The following is a 16,728-nucleotide window of genomic DNA, read 5'->3' as shown; positions in this document are numbered from 1 at the left end:
AAAATCGCCGCTTCGGCGATTTTTTTATTCCCCGCGGCAAAAGGTTTCAACGATGAATTAGGCGATTGGGGATGTTTCCTACACACCTCATCGCATTTTCATCGAGTCTTGCGCATCTCGTCTGGCAGCGACTTCTGATTTTTAACCCGCTTGATCTGGGCGGGATTTATGGCTGTTAGGGTTCAGGGATTCCCTGACAAACAGTCCTCCAGCCATGACTCAATGCTTCAAAAAACACCTCAACGATGAACAACGCTTAAACCACAACACAACACCCGTTGCTGATTGCGAATGCAAAGAGGAGCGACTGTACGGCGCCAACACTTTGGTGACCGACGTCCCGATCCTCACGTGCGCATGCCTCTGGCGCACCTACCAGCGCGAAGCCGAAGAAATCGTTGCCCCTGGCGGTGTGTTGATCGCCGACCCGGTGGAACGCAACCGTGTGATCAACGCGGCCTACGCGCGGCTGTGGCTGCATGATCCACGGTTTCAGTGGGCCGGGCTCGCGGCGTTTGCTTCCAAGCAGGTCGGTTGCGGATTGCTGCATGCGGCGGACAGCATCGAACTCATTCGCAAGGAGCGTGAGACGCTAGAGCGAATGCGCGACAGCCGCCGAGAACATGGTTTTTTGACCCCGGACAAGATGTCCGGGCAGTCAGATGAACTGCGTGACTACAAGGAAGCCGATGCACGTAATCCGGTGCCTTCGGTGGATTTTCGTTCGGCGGGAAAGGACTTGTCGCTGGTGCAACAGCAGTTCCGACATGTTCACGACATGATGGCGCTAGGGAACACCACGCTGTTCCTGGATATTTTTCCGCTGCATGAGTTTTACGCGAAGCGGGGGGTTGAACGAGTTGAAGAAGTGCCTGAGAGCGCGAGAGGCAATCTATGGGCATCCGAGGTTCCCGGTTCTTTGGCCGGCAGGTCAGGAAACGCTCGTTTTCGGTCAATTTCAGCAGGAAATCCTATTTGCTTTCGAGGCGATTGAAGCCGGGGACATTGCCAGGAGCGTTGTGTATCTAGCTAGGCATGAGCAGCGCAACATTCTGCAGCCCGCCATTTACGAGGACCCGCAAATGGTGGCTTTGCTACGTGCAAACCACGCTGCCTACGTGACCGGTTTTCCCTCTGGCGTGGCCCAGGCGATCGAGCTGACCCTTACGAGCCAATGCCAACCTGTTGAGGATGGACGCACCATTGGTTTCAGTAACAATCCACTGGCGGACTTATCGGACATCAATCAACGCATGCCTTTTGTACTCCGTGCTGCGGCCAGTTTTGACGCCATGCTCAACGACAGCAACCGAGGTGAGTTAGAGCAGTCGATTCGAGAGATTGCCTCAGGTGACGAGGCATGAACCCGCGCAACTGGCACCGCGTCGCAGGCTGGCTACTTCTGGCAGTGCTGATGCTGGCTGCCATCCATCGACTGATGCAGCCTTTGTGGGGTGAACCCGAAATTGCCCTGGAGATAGGCGGAACCTATGAAGACATGATTAACCGTTCTTCAGCCTCTTTTAGCCCGTTGCTCTCAGGGCACCTATGGCTCGGAATTCCAATGGTGGATGCACGACTGCGATTGATTGACCCGCAGTACGGGTTCATCACGCCTCTGGCTCGCTTTTTCACTGTCGGGTTTGACGACAATGTCATTGAAGACATCCGCATGTCCCCCCAAATAGAACCGTTGCTGCTCGATGACGCCCTCAAGGTCGTTCTCGATTTACAGGACCAGTGGAGAGAAAAAGGCTGGGTGGCAATGGGCGTGCGAAACGACCCCACCATCGCCGATACACCCGAATGGCGAGCCAAGCTTCGGGCAGGGATCCGGCACGGGCGATCCTTTTGGCAGGCGGGCGACAAGTATCAGGTAATGCTGCTATTAGGCCGTTTCAAGAATTCCAGAAATCCGACCGAAGAACGCTATCTCATCACCCTTTCCATTGCCAGACCGTGGGTACCCTTCGATGAAAATGAAGAGGTGTGGGAGCGGGAATGAATTGAAACGCTGTTTCGTCCGTGAGCGCGCCAGCCCTTCAAGTATTCAACGATTAAAGCAACGCATTCAAAACGACAAAGGGCACCTTTCGGCGCCCTTTTTACATGCAGGTCGGCTTGTCATCACCCTGTACCTGCTTGGCTCTGCGATAGCTGGTTGCCCAGGATCCTCAGAGTCTATGAAGTCCCTTCGGGGACGCCGGCATTTGATAGATCAGGGTGGATCGAGGTTATCCAGTACGCGGTTTACTGCCAGCTCTCCCAGCATGATCGACTGCTGAATGCCTAACAGCGTGTTGCTCTGCGACCCTTTCAGGTACCTCGCAAAATCGCTGGCCATGACGTTGGCCGATGCCAGTGATTCACAGGCGTATTCCAGCAAGGTGTGGTTGTCGACGCCGGGGGCGATGAGGAACATTTCGCTCGGTTCGTGAGGTGCGTCCGGATCAATGCCCGAGGAGTTTTTTGCTTTAGTCATGTTTCGGCTACCTACAAAAGTGGAGCCACCAAGTTGCTACTAATCAAAAGGGTGGCAGCCGTACGCAGGTTAGTAGACCGGGAAACATGAACCGGCGCGCTCGAAAGCGCCCTACGCACGGCTACCATCAAAATGCAGGCATGGATCTGCCCGACTATCTGGCATGCAAGTGCGCATCATGTAAACACGAGCTACTAAACCCGATCACTGGGAATCAGTGACACGAGCCAAGTTACCGACGGCCCCAAAAGCGCACAAGCCGGCGGATTCTGGGGTAGTTGTAGGCGCTGCCACAAGGTGTTGTAGCCTTCCGGAAGGCGTCTTAGGAAACGTCCCACAACCACCGCTGACACGCTGAAAAACCTGTAGGAACCGCCCGCAGCAAGACGGTATCTACAGAGGTCTTGTTGGGCCTCGTGATCATGCAACGCCATCTACACTCTCCGGATCAGGCCGCGTGCACAGAGCCTGCTCGAACCGCAAACGCTGATCAGCCCAACAACGCGCGGTTCTCTTTCACGTCAAGGAGATGACCATGCAAGTGAAAGCCCTGATCGCCGCGTTGCTGTTCGGCCTGCTGCCTGGTGCCAGCCAGGCGACAAATCTGATCTACATGCCGTTCGAGACGGTGCTGTCCAATGCGCTCCGCGCCGGGCGGCTCGATGGCAGCGTGAAGTTCTACCTGGCGGGCAACGGACCGACGGAGCACCTGCAAGTGTTGCGCACGAATGTCGTCAGCGACTGGCCCACCAATGCGTCCAACAAAAGCGATTTCGACGCCTGTGAGTGGGCCGTGCAATCGACGCTGATCGAATTGCAGGAAGAGGCCAAGCGGGTGGGTGCGAATGCGGTGACCAACATCGTGAGTTATTACGACCAGCATGTGCGCAAAGACCTGAACACCTATGAGTGCCGGGCCGGTGTGTTTGTAGCGCGGGTCGCGTTGCGTGGGGATTTGGTGCGGGTGCCGTGAGCGCCCTGACACCCCGAAAACCTGTAGGAGCCGGCTTGCTGGCGATAGCGGAATGTCAGGTGCCAAAGATGTTGACTGTTACGCCGCCATCGCCGGCAAGCCGGCTCCTACAGGGTTGCGTTCGGTCATGATTTTAGGGGTTCGACTTTGCGTGTCAGCAGGTCGACGAAGGCCTTGGCCATGGGCGATTTCTGATCCTTGCGCTGCACCAGCCATACGGCCGAAACGGCCTCTGGATCGAGTAAAGGCCGATAGACCACGCCATCAATCCGCATCCGCTGATAAGACGCCGGCAACACCGACACACCCAACCCCGCCGCCACCAGCCCAATAATCGTCATGGCCTCGCCGGCCTCTTGCGCGAAATGCGGACTGAAACCGGCATCCCGCGCCAGGCTGAGCAACTGCGCGTACAAACCGCTGCCATAGCTGCGTGGGAAAAACACGAACGGTTCGAGTGCTAGGGCTGACAGAAACAATCCCTCCTCGCTGTCCTGCACCAGCGGATGCTTGGAGCTGAGCACCGCCACCAGCGGCTCACGCATCAGCTCTACGACATTCAGCGAGTCCGGCAACCCCAACGGCCGCATGATCCCGACTTCGATCGATTCATCGACCAATGCATCGGCCACTTGGGTACTGCTCATTTCCCGCAGGTTCAAATGCACGGCGGGGAAGCGCTGGCGGAACGAAAAAATCGCCTGGGGAATGGTCGAGTTGAACGGTGCCGATGAGGTGAAGCCGATCTTCAGTTCACCCAGCTCACCCAGCTGCGCCCGTCGCGCCACATCCGCCGCTTTATCGACTTGCGCCAGCGCCAGGCGCGCCTCTTCGAGAAACAGCCGACCGGCCTCGCTCAGTTCGACCCGACGATTGGTCCGCTCGAACAGGCGCGCGCCGATCTCTTGTTCCAGCGCCTGAATCTGCTGGCTCAACGGCGGTTGCGAGATACCCAGCACCTGTGCGGCGCGGCCAAAGTGCAGTTCTTCGGCGACGGCGATGAAGTAGCGCAGATGACGCAATTCCATGAAAACCCCATTAGGTCGTAAAACCTCTTAAACAGGTCGAACAATATATTGGATTGAATCATTAGGCAGCTATATGCTTTTTTCATTGCCTGACCGGCTGCGCTCCCCCCGAGGTCCGAAGTGAAAACTGCTGTCGCCCCACTCGCCCATGAAATTCCCCCCGCCGCGCTGGACGATGCCGTCGCCGAGCTCAAGGAAATCTACATCGAAAAAGGCACGCCGATGTTCATGCGCACGGTGCTGGCCTTGTTCTGCGGCGGCTTCGCGACGTTTGCATTGCTGTACTGCGTGCAACCGATGATGCCGCTGCTGTCCCACGAATATTCCATCAACGCGGCGCAGAGCAGCCTGATTCTCTCGGTGGCCACCGGCATGCTCGCCATCGGTCTGCTGATCACGGGACCGATCTCCGACCGGGTCGGACGCAAACCGGTGATGGTGGCGGCGCTGTTTGCTGCGGCGCTATGCACCATCGCCAGTTCGATGATGCCGAGCTGGCATGGCGTGCTGGTGATGCGCGCGCTGATCGGCCTGTCGTTGAGCGGCCTGGCGGCGGTCGCCATGACCTATTTGAGCGAAGAAATTCATCCACAACACATCGGTCTGGCGATGGGTCTGTACATCGGCGGCAACGCGATTGGCGGGATGAGCGGACGTTTGATTACCGGGGTGTTGATCGACTTTGTCAGCTGGCACACAGCGATGCTGGTGATCGGCGGCCTGGCGCTGATCGCGGCGGCAGTGTTCTGGAAGATCCTCCCCGAATCACGCAACTTCCGCGCCCGCTCGCTGCACCCGCGCAGCCTGCTCGATGGCTTCACCCAGCATTTTCGCGACGCGGGTTTGCCACTGCTGTTCCTTGAGGCTTTCGTGCTGATGGGTGCGTTCGTGACCCTGTTCAACTACATCGGCTATCGCTTGCTGGCCGGGCCTTACAACCTGGATCAGACCTTTGTCGGGCTGCTGTCGGTGGTGTACCTGTCGGGCATTTACAGCTCGGCGAAAATCGGTGCGCTGGCGGACAAGCTGGGGCGCCGTCGAGTGCTCTGGGCCACCATTGTGTTGATGCTCGCAGGGCTTGCGCTGACGATGTTCACCCCTCTGCCGGTGGTGATTGTCGGGATGCTGGTTTTTACTTTTGGCTTCTTCGGTGCGCATTCGGTGGCGAGCAGCTGGATCGGGCGTCGGGCTCTCAAAGCCAAGGGGCAGGCGTCGTCGCTGTATCTGTTCAGCTACTACGCCGGGTCGAGTATTGCCGGCACGGCGGGCGGGGTGTTTTGGCACCTGGGTGGGTGGAACGGGATCGGGTTGTTTATTGGGGCGTTGCTGGTGGTGGCGTTGTTGATTGCGTTGAAACTGGCGAAGTTGCCGCCGTTGCCGGGGGCTGGGGCGGTATAGGTTTTATGGGCATATCCATTGCTGCGGTAACGGCCGCTATTGGTTCCGCCCTTACGGCGGGTTACTTGGAGGAGCGCCAAGTAACCAAGCGCTTTTGCCCCTTTCGTTCGGTGCCTCGCCTAGGCTCGCCATGCCCTCGCTCCGGTCCTGCTCCGTGGGCCCGCCGCCATCGGCCATCCATGGCCGGGGGCGGCTAACCCGGCATCCATGCCGGGTTGCCCACTGCGCAGAACCTCCACTCGGCCTCTCGAGGGGGCGACCACCGCCACAGCCGCCGAGGCGGCCTTAAAGCCGACCTGGCTCTTTGGTCGACCGCGTTGTCCTTTTGGCTGCGACCTCATTCCGGATATGTACACCATTCCCCTGTAGGAGCCGGCTTGCTGGCGATGGACGTCAACGATGACGCGGGCAGTCTGGATGAACGCGTTGCCTGGGCGTTTTTCGCGAGCAGGCTCGCTCCTACACGGGGATTGGGTTCACACGGTCAAAATGGTAGGAGCCAGCTTGCTGGCGATGGACGTCAACGATGACGCGGGCAGTCTGGATGAACGCGGTGACTGGGCGTTTTTCGCCAGCAAGCTGGCTCCTACAGGGATCGCGTGCGCTTTTGATCTTCACCACTCTTCAGGTCGAGCGTTAGCTCGCCTTTCGCTTTTGATCTTGCGGTGGACGCCCCCTCGTGAGGCCGAGTGGAGGTTCTTCGCAGTGGGCACCGCGGCAAGGATGCCGCGGTAGCCGCCCCCGGCCATGGATGGCCGATCGCGGCGGGCCCACGGAGCAGGACCGGAGCGAGGGGATGCCGAGCCATGGCGAGGCACCGAACGAAAGGGGCAGAAGCGCTTGGTTACTTGGCGCTCTTCCAAGTGACTCGCCGTAAGGGCGAAACCAATAGCCGCCGTAACCGCAGAAATGGATATGCACCCCAAGCCCAACCTCGGCTACCTGAGCACCACCCGAGCCTCAAGCACCAAATCCCGCTTTTCCAGCACCATCGATTGCACCAAAGCCCCCCCACGCTCAACACCATCCAACCATTCCAACACCCTCTTCGCATCACCCCGGAGGGTCAGCCGCAACAGTTCGTTGTCAGCCTCCATCTGATCCAGTTCCAGCCCCGCCGCCGCAACACTTTCACTGACACGCAGCGAAAGAGGCTGATCAGTGACAACCCCAAGAGGTCGCGCCCGTTGCAACTGCGCAGCCAAAGCCTGCTGCTGTTGATACTGACGCTCGACAACCTCAAGACGCTGACGACCCGGCTGCCAGATCAAGCTGAACGTCGCGACAACTAACAAGAACACCCCCACGATCAACAGCAGCCGTCGTTCGCGAAGAGACAGACGTAACCAGGCCGCCCTCATGAGTTGTCCTCCACAACGAGCGTCGCCTGCACCCGGTCGCGCTCCTTGCTCGCACTGTCGAGCCGAACCGGCACGCCTTGTTGCCGTGCGCGTTCACGCAGTTGCTCCAGCTCGGCAAAGCTGTTGGCCGTCAGCTGGACTTTCCAGCCATCGCCCGCACGGAATTCGATACGTCCGACATCAACATGACTCGCACCGATGACCTGCTCCACCAGGCTCACCAAGCCCGCAACCCGGGTTTTCTGCGGTTCAACCGTCTGGCTTTGCAGCACCTTGAGCTGCGTCGCCAGATCAACGATGCGGCTCTGTTCAGGGTAAAGCGCCTTGAACTGCTGCTCGTTCCGAGCGTAGAGCTGGCGGGTTTCACCTTCGAGAAAATGGATGCGCGTCGCACTGGCGCCCCACGTCAGCAGCAACAGCATCACTAACGCCAGGCCAGCAAAATGCCAGGGCAGCCGTTTGCCGCGCGGGGAGAATTCGCCTTGCAGCAGGTTGATCGCCCGCACCTGACGAAGTGCCAGGCACTGGTCGACATCGACCGCATCGTGACGCTCATCGATCCATCGAATGTCCGGAGACAACGCAGGCCTGAGCGCGGCCAGCCCTTCATCGGAAACCGCCAAACGGGCCGCCATCCCACCACCGATCAGCCACCGACCGAACCAGCGGACGACGACCGCCTCAGTCCCCGGCAACACATCCGCATCGACATACACTGAACGGACTGCAACACTCGCCTCGGCCAGCAGCGCCAACACTGCTGCCAATCGTTCGCGAGCGATCACCATCACTGGATAACGCCCTTCCGAATCGCGAACACCAACACCCAGGTGCAGTTTTTCCAGCATCTCACCCAGTTGATCCTCTACCGCAAACGCGATGGCATTTGCATCAGGCTGACGTTTTGAAGGCCACGGATCGCTGCGCACCCAACTGCACAATTCCATGGGCAGCAACAGATCGACCGGCTGACCGTCCAGTGTCTGCGCAGCTTGATGCAATGGCACGAGCTGGCGCTGGCCGGTCGAAGACCACAGGTAGCATGGCCAGTCAGTCGACGGTTCGGTCAGGCCTTCGGCGGTCAGGTAAAGCCAGGTGTTCATCGCGGCATCTCATGGGTACTCGAAGGAAGAAGGCGGCGTTGCAGGATGTTGAACCGGTGCGTGTCGGGGTCCCGTTCGACGTCCGTGGCCAGGCGCAAACGGCTCTGCCCTTGAGAGACCTGCACCGTGATCCGGAACCAGCGGCTGCCGATTCCGAGCCCATGGCTGCTCAGGCCCGCGCCTGCCAGCAACGGGTCCTGGGTAAAGGCCTGAACGCTGGCCCATGCCGCCTCTGAACGCTGACCAACCAGCGCGTCGGCGACACCCGCGTCCACGCCATCAAGGGTCCTCAAGACCATCGCGGGCGCGGTGTTGATGTTCAAAGTGGCTTCGGTGGGAAGCACCGCTACCCAGGGTTCCAACTGCCGCAGAAGCTGGCCGTCGACACCAGGCAACAGACGCAGCTGACTCAACTCTTGCAATGCACCCACCTGACTCAGTGGCAGCGGTGGAAGATCGAGCAGGTCGAGCAGGCGCGCCCATCGGTTGAGCGTGACTTGATCGATCTGACCCTGGGTCAGCAATGCATTGAGATTGAAGCGCCCGGCAAGGTCTTCGATATCGACGCTTAACTGCGCGTCCTCAATGTCGAAGTCAGCCGTCATCCGTGCCCAGTCCTGAGTCAGATCGACTGTTTTTTGCCCCGCGCTCGCGGCGTCCTGCAGCTGCAAAAGCGCCCAGGTTTCCCCGGCCATCGCGAGTTGGCGCAAGTGCACCTGCTGCAGGGATTGCCCGCTGCTTTGCAACGACAGACGATGACTGCGCAACAAGCCGCTGGTGATCAGCAACACCAGGCTCATGACCAACAAAACGCTGATCAACGCGATGCCCCGTTGATGTCCGCTCATGGCAACGCGCCCGGCAGAATCAGCACTCGGCGGATCGAATCGAAACGGCCTACCGATATTTGCAGTTCCAGCGCCAACGGCGCGTTCACGGCTGGCCCGGACGGCCTCTCGCCAAGCCAGCCCGACTGACGGTCAAACAGGCGCCAGCTCAGCGCCCGAACATCGTCGAGGAGTTTTTGCCGTTGCAGAAGGGGCGTGCCTTCTCCAAGACTTTCACGCCACAGCACACCGTTGTCGAGGCGGTAGGTGAGTGTGTGGCGCTCGCTGCGGGGCTGGTCCAGCGGATTGCGCCAGTGGCTGCGTTGCAACTGCAGCAGCGTTTGCTGGAGTACGACAGGCTGTCCGGTGACGTGCATCACGTCCCGCTCAATCACCGCTACCGCCCGTTGCAGCCGGCGAAAGTCGCGGTCGTGGGTCGCCGTACTCTGCTGCACGCGCACCACGCCATCGAACAGGCCCCAACTGGCCAGGCCGAGCAAGGCAAAAATCGCCATGGCGATCACGAGTTCCAACAGAGTGAACCCGGTTTGCCTACTCATGATGAACAGGCATCCAGCTACGGGTGCGATGCAGGGAATGTTCACGAGCAGAAAGACCAACCTCAATCTCGACTGTAAGCAGTCGCGGGTCGGGCGAAACGCTAATGTGCTGGCGCAGCAGCCAGTCGCGGCGATCCATGTGCACCACGCGCTGCTGTTGGCCGAGCGTCGGCGCCGGTTGCAGGCGCAGTTCGTTCAAATGGTTGTCGGCCAGCCAGGCGGCGAACAGTCGCTCCTCGATCGCGCCGGTCTGCTTCACCACGTATTGGCTCGCCGACAGCACGGCCGCCGCCAGCGTCGAGAAGACGGCCAGGGCGACCATGATTTCCAGCAGCGTGAACCCACCCATGCGCGCCTTAACCATCAATCGCGGCCTCCCCCAGGCCATCGCTCGACAGACTCAGGAGCGTGTTGTCACGGGTCGCGAAGGTCAGCGTGAAGGCGCTGGTTTCATCGCTGCTGAGCATCAGCAATTGCGGCAGTCCCTCATCGGCGCCCAGCATCAGGGCGTGCCCATCCTGCTCAAGGTGCAGCCGCAGGTTTTCCGGCCAACGGTAAAACGCCGCCATCGGCGCCCAGCCCCCGGCATCGAGCCGCATGGCGCGATAACCGCGATCACTGAGGCGCAGACCGTATTCCTCGCCATCCAGCACCGCCCGCTCACGCAGCTGCTGAATCATGCCGGCCATGGCCAGCGCTTCGTGCCGAGCCTGGCGCAGTGGATTCGGACCGGCGACAACACTGACCATGCCCAGCAACACGCCGATGACCACAATCACGATCATCAACTCGAGCAAGGTAAAACCGCGGCAACGCTGGCGCATGAATCAGCCATCCCCGTTGCCGATATCGGCCGCATGCCCTTCGCCACCCACCACGCCATCCGAGCCGAGGGAATACAGGTCGTAGCTGCCATCGATCGATTGCACGCCGGGATTGAGAAACTGATAGGGCGAACCCCACGGGTCGACCGGCAGGTTTTTCAGGTAGCCCTGCGGGTTCCAGTTTCTCGCCGCCGGCAGGCCCGCCGGACGTTTGTTCAAGGCTTCCAGCCCTTGTTGGGTCGAGGGGTAGTGGAAGTTGTCGAGGCGGTACATTTCCAGGGCGGTGGCGATGGCCTGGATATCGATTTTCGCCGCCGTGACCTTGGCCTGATCGGGACGGCTCATGAACTGCGGTACCACGATGGCCCCCAGCACGCCGATGATGACGACCACCACCATGATTTCGATCAGGGTAAAACCGCGTTGCGAGTGATTGCGTAGAGGGGGCATGGGTCAATTCACCAATTGATTGAGGCTGAGAATCGGGAGGAGGATGGCCATGACGATCAGCAGCACGACGCCGCCCATCAGCACCAGCATGGCCGGCTCGAAAAGGCTCACGACCAGCGCGATTCGCGCCGCCAGGCTGTTTTCCTGTTGTTCGGCGGCGCGTACCAGCATCTGGTCCAGTTCGCCTGCGCGCTCACCGCTGGCGATCATGTGCAGCATCATCGGCGGGATGTCGCCGCTGAGTTCCAGACCCCGGGTCAGCGTTCCGCCCTCGCGCACGGAGCGGGCGACATCGACCATGCGCGCGCGAATGGTCAGGTTGCCGATCACGGCGGCGGCGATTTCCAGGGCGTCCACCAGCGGCACGGCACTTTTGCCGAGGATCGCCAGGGTGCTGGCAAACCGCGCGGCTTCCATCGCCCGCAGCACTTCACCGGCGATCGGCAGCTTCAATGCCAGACGATGCCAGCGCAGGCGCCAGAGGGGTTGGCGCAAGCTCCAGCAGTAAAGACTGATCAATGTCGCCAGCGCGCCCATCAACCACAGGAAATGCTGGCGCAGGCCATCGCTCACAGCGATCAGCGCCTGAGTCAGCCACGGCAACGGCTGGCCGCTGTCGACGAAGATTTTCACCACGTCCGGCACCACGTAGCCGAGCAGGAAACCGACAATCGCCACGCTGGCCAGCATCAGGATCAGTGGGTAGACCAACGCCATCTGGATTTTCTGCCGCGAGGCCTGACGCGCCTGGGTGTACGCCGCCAGTTGCTCCAGCACCTGACCCAGGTGCCCGGAACGTTCACCGGCGGCGACGGTGGCGCGAAACAGTTCGGGGAACGCCTTGGGAAACAATCCCAGTGCGGTTGAAAGGGCATGCCCTTCCATCACCCGGCTGCGCACCGCCGACAACAGGCCCGCGACCTTGCGCCGGCCCGTCTGTTTGGTCACGGCTTCCAGCGCTTCTTCCAGGGGCAGCCCCGCCTGAACCAGCGTCGACAACTGCAGCGTCAACAACGCCAGGTCCGCCGCGCTCAGGCGTCCGCTGCGCGGTTGCGTGCCCGCGGCGCCGCCCGTGCTGACCTCGTGCAACTCCCGCGGCCACAACCCGCGCTCGCGCATCAATTGCCGGGCATGACGCGGGCTGTCGGCTTCCAGTCGGCCCTTGCAGCGGCGACCCTGGGCATCGTCGGCGCGGTAGTCGAATGTCGGCACTCGCTAGTCCTCCCGGGTCACGCGCAGCAACTCGTCAAGGCTGGTCACGCCGTCGAGCACCCGTTGCCGACCGTCCTGAAACAGGCTGCGGGAGACCTTGCGCGCTTCCGCAGTCAGCGCCTGCTCGCCGGCACCCTGATGAATCAGCGCTGACACCGCAGGCGTGACGCTGATCAATTCGTAGATGCCGATACGCCCGCGATAACCGTGCTGACAGTGCTCACAGCCCACGGCGCGGAACAGTTGCAGTGGCGCCGCCGCATCGAGCCCGAGGCGCTCACAGACGGTCGCATCAGCGCGATACGACGCCTTGCAGTGCGGGCACAGCGTGCGGAGCAGCCGTTGGGCCAGAATGCCCACCAGCGACGACGCCAGCAGGTAGGCATCGACGCCCATGTCCACCAGTCGCGTGACCGCGCCCACCGCGCTGTTGGTGTGCAATGTCGAGAGCACCAGGTGCCCGGTCAGCGAGGCTTGCACGGCGATTTCCGCCGTCTCGCGATCGCGGATTTCACCGACCATGACGACGTCCGGATCCTGACGCAGAATCGCCCGCAAGCCGCGGGCAAAGGTCATGTCCACTTTCGGATTGACCGGCATCTGCCCCACGCCCGGCAGGTGATATTCGATGGGGTCTTCAACCGTGAGGATGTTCCGCGTCTGATCGTTCAGGCTGCTCAGTGCCGCGTACAGGCTGGTGGTTTTGCCGGAGCCGGTGGGCCCGGTCACCAGCAGAATGCCGTGAGGCCGGGCCAGCAACTGACACAGATCGGCCAGGGTGTCGCCGGGCATGCCCAGTCGCTGCAAATCCAGGCGCCCGGCCTGTTTATCGAGCAAGCGCAGCACCACCCGCTCGCCGTGTGCGGAAGGCAAGGTCGAGACCCGCACATCCACTTCGTGGCCGGCCAGCCGCAACGCAATCCGGCCGTCCTGGGGGATGCGTTTTTCCGCGATGTCGAGGCGCGCCATGACCTTGATCCGCGACACCAGCAGCGTCGCCAGCTCACGCCGGGGCCTGAGCATTTCGCGCAACTGCCCGTCGACCCGCATGCGCACCGACAGCGAGTGCTCGAAGGTCTCAAGGTGTACGTCGGACGCCTGCTCGCGCACGGCCTCGCTGAGCAAGGCGTTGATCAGCCGGATGATCGGCGCATCGCCCTGCTGCTCCAGCAGATCGGCGGTTTGCGGGACCTGATCAACCAGGCTGAGCAGGTCGAGTTCGTCGTCCAGCCCTTGGGCCACCTGCTCCGCCGCGCTCTGGCCGTCACGGTAGGCGGCGGCCAGGCGCGTGGCGAACTCATCGGCATCCAGCACCCGGATCGGCAGATGCCGAGCGAAAGCCCGGCGGGCTTCCGACAGCGCCGTCAGCGGCGTATCGGCGCGCAGCACAAGGCTCGGTTCATGCCCCTCGGACTCCAGCAAGACGCCGAAACGCCGGGCGAAACCGAACGGCAGCTGTTCGATTTTTTCGCTCATGGCGTCACCGGAGCCTGCTTGCGCAAATCGAACAGCGGCGCATCGCCGGCCGGTTCGAACAACTGCCGCGATTCGGCCGGCAGCAGCAACGAGTTGTTGCCGCGCGTGCCGGGCTGGCTCAACTGGCGCAGCGCGTTGTAGCGCTGCTGGCTCACGTCGGCCAGGTCTTCCTTGCTGCGCACGATGGTGGGCCGCAGAAACACCATCAGGTTGCTTTTGGTTTGCGTGTCCCGGGTCCAGCGAAACAGCGCACCCAGGTAAGGAATATCGCGCAGCAACGGCACGCCGCTTTGCTGGGTGCGGACGCTGTCGCGGATCAACCCGCCGATCACGATGATCTCGCCATCGTCGGCCAGGATGGTGCTCTTGAGCGCGCGCTTGTTGGTGATCAGGTCGGAAGAGTCGACACCGGACACCGACGGCGCAATGTCCGACACCTCCTGCTCCACTTCCAAGCGCAGGGTCGACCCTTCGTTGATGTACGGCTTGATCTTCAGGCTGATGCCGACGTCCTTGCGCTCGACGGTGGTGAACGGGTTGTCCGCACCGTTGCTGTTGGTCGCGTAGGAGCCGGTCTTGAACGGCACGTTTTGCCCGACGATGATTTCCGCTTCCTGATTGTCCAGGGTCAGCAGGCTCGGGGTGGAAAGCAGGTTGCTGTGGGTGTCGCTGGCGAGCGCCGAAATCAGTGCGCCGAAACGGTCGCCGCCCAACTGCAGGAGCGCGCCTTCCGGGGCGGATTTTTTCTCGTCGAAGTTCAGCCCGCCAATGATCGGAATGTCGGTGCCGGGGAAGTTGATGAAGCCCTTCGCGTCGCCGCTGCTGACACCCCATTGCACGCCCACGGCTTGCGCGATGTCGCCGGAAATTTCGACGATGGCGGCATGGATCAACACTTGGGACCGAGGCTGGTCCAACTGGCGCACGATGTTTTCGACGGTGCGGATTTGCGCGGGCTCGGCGATCAGCACCAATGCGTTCTGGCTCTCGTCGGCCTTGATCATGAACGGGGCGCTGGACGCGCTTTCCTTCGCGCTGCCAAGGGCAGATGCCTGCTTTCGGCCCTGCCCCATCATCTCCAGCACCTCGGCCAATTGTTTGGCATCGCTGTGGCGCAAGCGAATCACCCGGGCGTTGTCCAGTGACGCGGTGGCTGGCGTGTCCAGGCCTCGCGCCAAATCCAGCAAGCGCTGGCGAACCGCAGGCGGGCCGATGAAAATCAGGCGGTTGGTCCGGGTGTCGGGCAGCACCTGTATCACGGTGTCGGCACTGCGCTTGCCCAGTGACGATTCAATGATCGTGGCCACGTCCGCTGCCTGGGCGTGATGCAGTTGCACCACGGCATGCAGGTTGTTCTGCCCCGAATCCAGCTGCCGCACGACCTTGGCAATCCGCCCCACGTTGGCCGCCGTGTCAGTGACGACCAGCGCATTGGCCGACACCGACGGCCCGACATAACCGTTGGCCGAGATCAGCGGCCGGACCAGCCCGGCAAGGTCCGAGGCACTGCTGGTGTTCAGCTCGATGACTTGAGTGATGAACTGCGACGCCGTGGTGTTTGGTGTGAGGCCCTGACCGGCGCGGGTCTTCGCCTCGGTGACCGGCGTGATCAGAATCCGGTCGCCTTCGTCGATCACCGTGAAGTTATGGGCATCGAGTACCGAATAGAACAAGCGACGCACGCCCTCGCGGTCGAGGGCCTGGCGCGACATGACCGTGACGCGTCCGGAAACTCTGGGATCAAGCACCACCGTGGTCCCGAGGATGCCCGACATTTCTTCAACGATGTCGCGTAACTCGGCATTGTTCAGCGCCAGTTGCCACTTTTCCTCCTCGGCTCGCAGCGCCTCATGAAAGAGCACCGTCGCCAGCGCGGCCAGAAAAAAAACAATGCGCAGGCTCTGCGCGCCGATGAAGCTGTTCATGGGTGTGATCACTCTGACTGCCCGGGAAGCGGGCGTAGAAAACGCGTGGAGCCGAGAGGTGCGTGCGGGTCGGGCGGCGAATCGAGGGGGCGCAGGAACTTCGTGGAAGACGTCTGCAGCTTCAGCACCTCTTCTCGACCTTTGTTCCATAACACCGCTTGATTCGCCTCGACGCGACGCAGGACGCTGCCGCCCGGCAACTGATCCCCTACCTGATAAATCCGCGAACCTTGAGCGTCCGCCAGCAACGCTCTGGACAAGCCAGTGCCGAGGACAAAACTGGCCTGCAAGGTCAGAGGCTCGGCACTGGGCAGCAAAGTGGCCTCAGCCGTCAGACCGAGTACCGTGGCGATTGCGCTGGTATTGAGAGGTGCCCGGGGCGGTGGCGTTAGCACCGTTGCCGCGAGCGACACCGGCGAAGCGAGGCCTTCGCGAAAAGCCCGTTCCTGCCACGTTAAAAAAGCTGCGTAACCGACGGACAGGATCAGCACACTGAGTGTGCACAGGCGCTTGTTCACTCGGGCGGCTCACTGCGAACACGGCTGCAAAAGGACATCCGCCGCAGCACGCGGTGCCCGCACAACTCATGAATGATGACCGCGCCGACGTGCAGCACGATGAGCAACGCCAGAAAAACACAGGCCCAGACATGCAGCGTCAGGAACCACGCGATCAACCCGGGATCGCTCAGCGGCTGGGCTATTTCAACCAGCCCGAACACGTCGATCGGGCGGTCCATCATCAACACGCCGGTGACCAGCACGAGGCTGATCACGAGGTAGATCAGCGTGTGCGCGAACAGCGCGAGTTTGCCCATGAAGCCAAGTGTCCTCACGCTCGTATGTCGGGCATGAGCGACAAAAATAATGAAGCGCCAGACGAAAAACGGGATGTAAACCGTGGTCAGCGACACATTGAGAAAAGCAACCCATCGAGAGACCTTTGGGGACGAATCGATGGCGGCCACATAAAAACCGGAAATCAGGGTCCAGACGATGACTGCCGCCGATAACCAGTGCAGCCATACGCGTTGGGTGGAGTAACCCAAAGTCGTCATTTTTCAACTCGATGTTCAACAGGAGAATGAGCCTTCAGGCGACCCGTCGCGG

The 16,728-nt window shown here is 61.2% G+C and carries 17 protein-coding genes and 1 pseudogene; 4 read left to right on the top strand and 14 right to left on the bottom strand.

Annotated features, from left to right (window positions below; translation table 11 throughout):
* Positions 1 to 214 precede the first annotated feature (214 nt).
* Together ACF6ZU_RS14805 and ACF6ZU_RS14800 are read left to right on the top strand one after the other, a co-directional pair.
* Positions 215 to 1,364: pseudogene (locus tag ACF6ZU_RS14805) on the top strand (DUF2515 family protein).
* Positions 1,361 to 2,005: a hypothetical protein gene (locus ACF6ZU_RS14800; protein ID WP_392893591.1), complete on the top strand. Its 645-nt coding sequence runs from the start codon at positions 1,361 to 1,363 to the stop codon at positions 2,003 to 2,005. The pseudogene ACF6ZU_RS14805 and the gene ACF6ZU_RS14800 overlap by 4 nt, the downstream one beginning before the upstream one ends.
* A 213-nt stretch (positions 2,006 to 2,218) precedes the next feature.
* Here ACF6ZU_RS14800 and ACF6ZU_RS14795 read toward each other — a convergent pair whose 3' ends face one another.
* Positions 2,219 to 2,482, bottom strand: coding sequence for a DUF6124 family protein (locus tag ACF6ZU_RS14795; protein ID WP_392893590.1), 264 nt, complete (start codon positions 2,480 to 2,482; stop codon positions 2,219 to 2,221).
* A 535-nt stretch (positions 2,483 to 3,017) separates the two neighbouring features.
* On the opposite strand from ACF6ZU_RS14795, the gene ACF6ZU_RS14790 reads away from it, so the two are divergent.
* On the top strand, positions 3,018 to 3,455 hold the full coding sequence (locus ACF6ZU_RS14790) for an excinuclease (protein WP_392893589.1): 438 nt from the start codon (positions 3,018 to 3,020) through the stop codon (positions 3,453 to 3,455).
* A gap of 125 nt (positions 3,456 to 3,580) precedes the next feature.
* On the opposite strand, the gene ACF6ZU_RS14785 is transcribed toward ACF6ZU_RS14790, so the two are convergent.
* Entirely contained in the window at positions 3,581 to 4,483 is a 903-nt protein-coding gene (locus tag ACF6ZU_RS14785) for a LysR substrate-binding domain-containing protein (RefSeq protein ID WP_392893588.1), read from the bottom strand.
* 153 nt (positions 4,484 to 4,636) lie between these two features.
* Here ACF6ZU_RS14785 and ACF6ZU_RS14780 point away from each other — a divergent pair, with 153 nt between their 5' ends.
* A complete protein-coding gene (locus tag ACF6ZU_RS14780; RefSeq protein ID WP_392893825.1) occupies positions 4,637 to 5,881 on the top strand; it encodes an MFS transporter in 1,245 nt (414 codons plus the stop codon).
* 938 nt (positions 5,882 to 6,819) lie between these two features.
* Here the strand turns inward: ACF6ZU_RS14780 and gspM are convergent.
* Genes gspM through ACF6ZU_RS14720 form a run of 12 tightly spaced genes read right to left on the bottom strand, consistent with a single transcriptional unit; the run spans position 6,820 to position 16,676 of the window.
* Positions 6,820 to 7,242, bottom strand: a complete 423-nt coding sequence (gspM, locus tag ACF6ZU_RS14775) for a type II secretion system protein GspM (protein ID WP_392893587.1) — start codon at positions 7,240 to 7,242, stop codon at positions 6,820 to 6,822.
* A complete protein-coding gene (gene gspL, locus ACF6ZU_RS14770) occupies positions 7,239 to 8,345 on the bottom strand; it encodes a type II secretion system protein GspL (RefSeq protein WP_392893585.1) in 1,107 nt (368 codons plus the stop codon). The genes gspM and gspL overlap by 4 nt, the downstream gene beginning before the upstream one ends.
* On the bottom strand, positions 8,342 to 9,193 hold the full coding sequence (locus ACF6ZU_RS14765; RefSeq protein ID WP_392893583.1) for a type II secretion system protein GspK: 852 nt from the start codon (positions 9,191 to 9,193) through the stop codon (positions 8,342 to 8,344). The genes gspL and ACF6ZU_RS14765 overlap by 4 nt, the downstream gene beginning before the upstream one ends.
* A complete protein-coding gene (gene gspJ / locus ACF6ZU_RS14760; RefSeq protein ID WP_392893581.1) occupies positions 9,190 to 9,732 on the bottom strand; it encodes a type II secretion system minor pseudopilin GspJ in 543 nt (180 codons plus the stop codon). The genes ACF6ZU_RS14765 and gspJ overlap by 4 nt, the downstream gene beginning before the upstream one ends.
* Entirely contained in the window at positions 9,725 to 10,096 is a 372-nt protein-coding gene (gene gspI, locus ACF6ZU_RS14755) for a type II secretion system minor pseudopilin GspI (protein ID WP_392893579.1), read from the bottom strand. The genes gspJ and gspI overlap by 8 nt, the downstream gene beginning before the upstream one ends.
* Positions 10,089 to 10,556 (bottom strand): type II secretion system minor pseudopilin GspH, encoded by a 468-nt coding sequence (gspH, locus tag ACF6ZU_RS14750; protein WP_392893577.1) that lies wholly within the window; start codon positions 10,554 to 10,556, stop codon positions 10,089 to 10,091. Before gspH ends, gspI begins: the two co-directional genes overlap by 8 nt.
* A 3-nt stretch (positions 10,557 to 10,559) precedes the next feature.
* Complete coding sequence (gene gspG, locus ACF6ZU_RS14745; protein ID WP_392893575.1) at positions 10,560 to 11,006, bottom strand: type II secretion system major pseudopilin GspG; 447 nt, start codon at positions 11,004 to 11,006, stop codon at positions 10,560 to 10,562.
* A gap of 3 nt (positions 11,007 to 11,009) precedes the next feature.
* Complete coding sequence (gene gspF / locus ACF6ZU_RS14740; RefSeq protein ID WP_392893573.1) at positions 11,010 to 12,218, bottom strand: type II secretion system inner membrane protein GspF; 1,209 nt, start codon at positions 12,216 to 12,218, stop codon at positions 11,010 to 11,012.
* 3 nt (positions 12,219 to 12,221) lie between these two features.
* Positions 12,222 to 13,694 (bottom strand): type II secretion system ATPase GspE, encoded by a 1,473-nt coding sequence (gene gspE, locus ACF6ZU_RS14735; RefSeq protein ID WP_392893572.1) that lies wholly within the window; start codon positions 13,692 to 13,694, stop codon positions 12,222 to 12,224.
* Positions 13,691 to 15,619 carry a type II secretion system secretin GspD gene (gspD, locus tag ACF6ZU_RS14730; protein WP_392893570.1) on the bottom strand — a complete coding sequence of 643 codons (1,929 nt, stop codon included), beginning with the start codon at positions 15,617 to 15,619 and terminating at the stop codon, positions 13,691 to 13,693. The genes gspE and gspD overlap by 4 nt, the downstream gene beginning before the upstream one ends.
* Before the next feature lie 8 nt (positions 15,620 to 15,627).
* Entirely contained in the window at positions 15,628 to 16,137 is a 510-nt protein-coding gene (locus ACF6ZU_RS14725) for a hypothetical protein (protein WP_392893568.1), read from the bottom strand.
* The gene (locus ACF6ZU_RS14720) at positions 16,134 to 16,676 is read right to left on the bottom strand and encodes a cytochrome b (protein ID WP_392893566.1); all 543 of its coding nucleotides are present in this window, start codon (positions 16,674 to 16,676) and stop codon (positions 16,134 to 16,136) included. Before ACF6ZU_RS14720 ends, ACF6ZU_RS14725 begins: the two co-directional genes overlap by 4 nt.
* Positions 16,677 to 16,728 lie beyond the last annotated feature (52 nt).

It is taken from the genome of Pseudomonas migulae, from assembly GCF_043225285.1.
GTDB lineage: Bacteria > Pseudomonadota > Gammaproteobacteria > Pseudomonadales > Pseudomonadaceae > Aquipseudomonas > Aquipseudomonas migulae_C.
The sequence above is the reverse complement of the archived record's forward strand: the minus strand, read 5'-3'. Positions and strand labels throughout refer to the sequence as shown.

Coding starts and splice junctions, on each gene's coding strand:
- ACF6ZU_RS14800 (WP_392893591.1), top strand. CDS start 1,361: ATGAACCCGCGCAACTGGCACCGCGTCGCAGGCTGGCTACTTCTGGCA.
- ACF6ZU_RS14795 (WP_392893590.1), bottom strand. CDS start 2,482: ATGACTAAAGCAAAAAACTCCTCGGGCATTGATCCGGACGCACCTCAC.
- ACF6ZU_RS14790 (WP_392893589.1), top strand. CDS start 3,018: ATGCAAGTGAAAGCCCTGATCGCCGCGTTGCTGTTCGGCCTGCTGCCT.
- ACF6ZU_RS14785 (WP_392893588.1), bottom strand. CDS start 4,483: ATGGAATTGCGTCATCTGCGCTACTTCATCGCCGTCGCCGAAGAACTG.
- gspM (WP_392893587.1), bottom strand. CDS start 7,242: ATGAGGGCGGCCTGGTTACGTCTGTCTCTTCGCGAACGACGGCTGCTG.
- gspL (WP_392893585.1), bottom strand. CDS start 8,345: ATGAACACCTGGCTTTACCTGACCGCCGAAGGCCTGACCGAACCGTCG.
- ACF6ZU_RS14765 (WP_392893583.1), bottom strand. CDS start 9,193: ATGAGCGGACATCAACGGGGCATCGCGTTGATCAGCGTTTTGTTGGTC.
- gspJ (WP_392893581.1), bottom strand. CDS start 9,732: ATGAGTAGGCAAACCGGGTTCACTCTGTTGGAACTCGTGATCGCCATG.
- gspI (WP_392893579.1), bottom strand. CDS start 10,096: ATGGTTAAGGCGCGCATGGGTGGGTTCACGCTGCTGGAAATCATGGTC.
- gspH (WP_392893577.1), bottom strand. CDS start 10,556: ATGCGCCAGCGTTGCCGCGGTTTTACCTTGCTCGAGTTGATGATCGTG.
- gspG (WP_392893575.1), bottom strand. CDS start 11,006: ATGCCCCCTCTACGCAATCACTCGCAACGCGGTTTTACCCTGATCGAA.
- gspE (WP_392893572.1), bottom strand. CDS start 13,694: ATGAGCGAAAAAATCGAACAGCTGCCGTTCGGTTTCGCCCGGCGTTTC.
- gspD (WP_392893570.1), bottom strand. CDS start 15,619: ATGAACAGCTTCATCGGCGCGCAGAGCCTGCGCATTGTTTTTTTTCTG.
- ACF6ZU_RS14720 (WP_392893566.1), bottom strand. CDS start 16,676: ATGACGACTTTGGGTTACTCCACCCAACGCGTATGGCTGCACTGGTTA.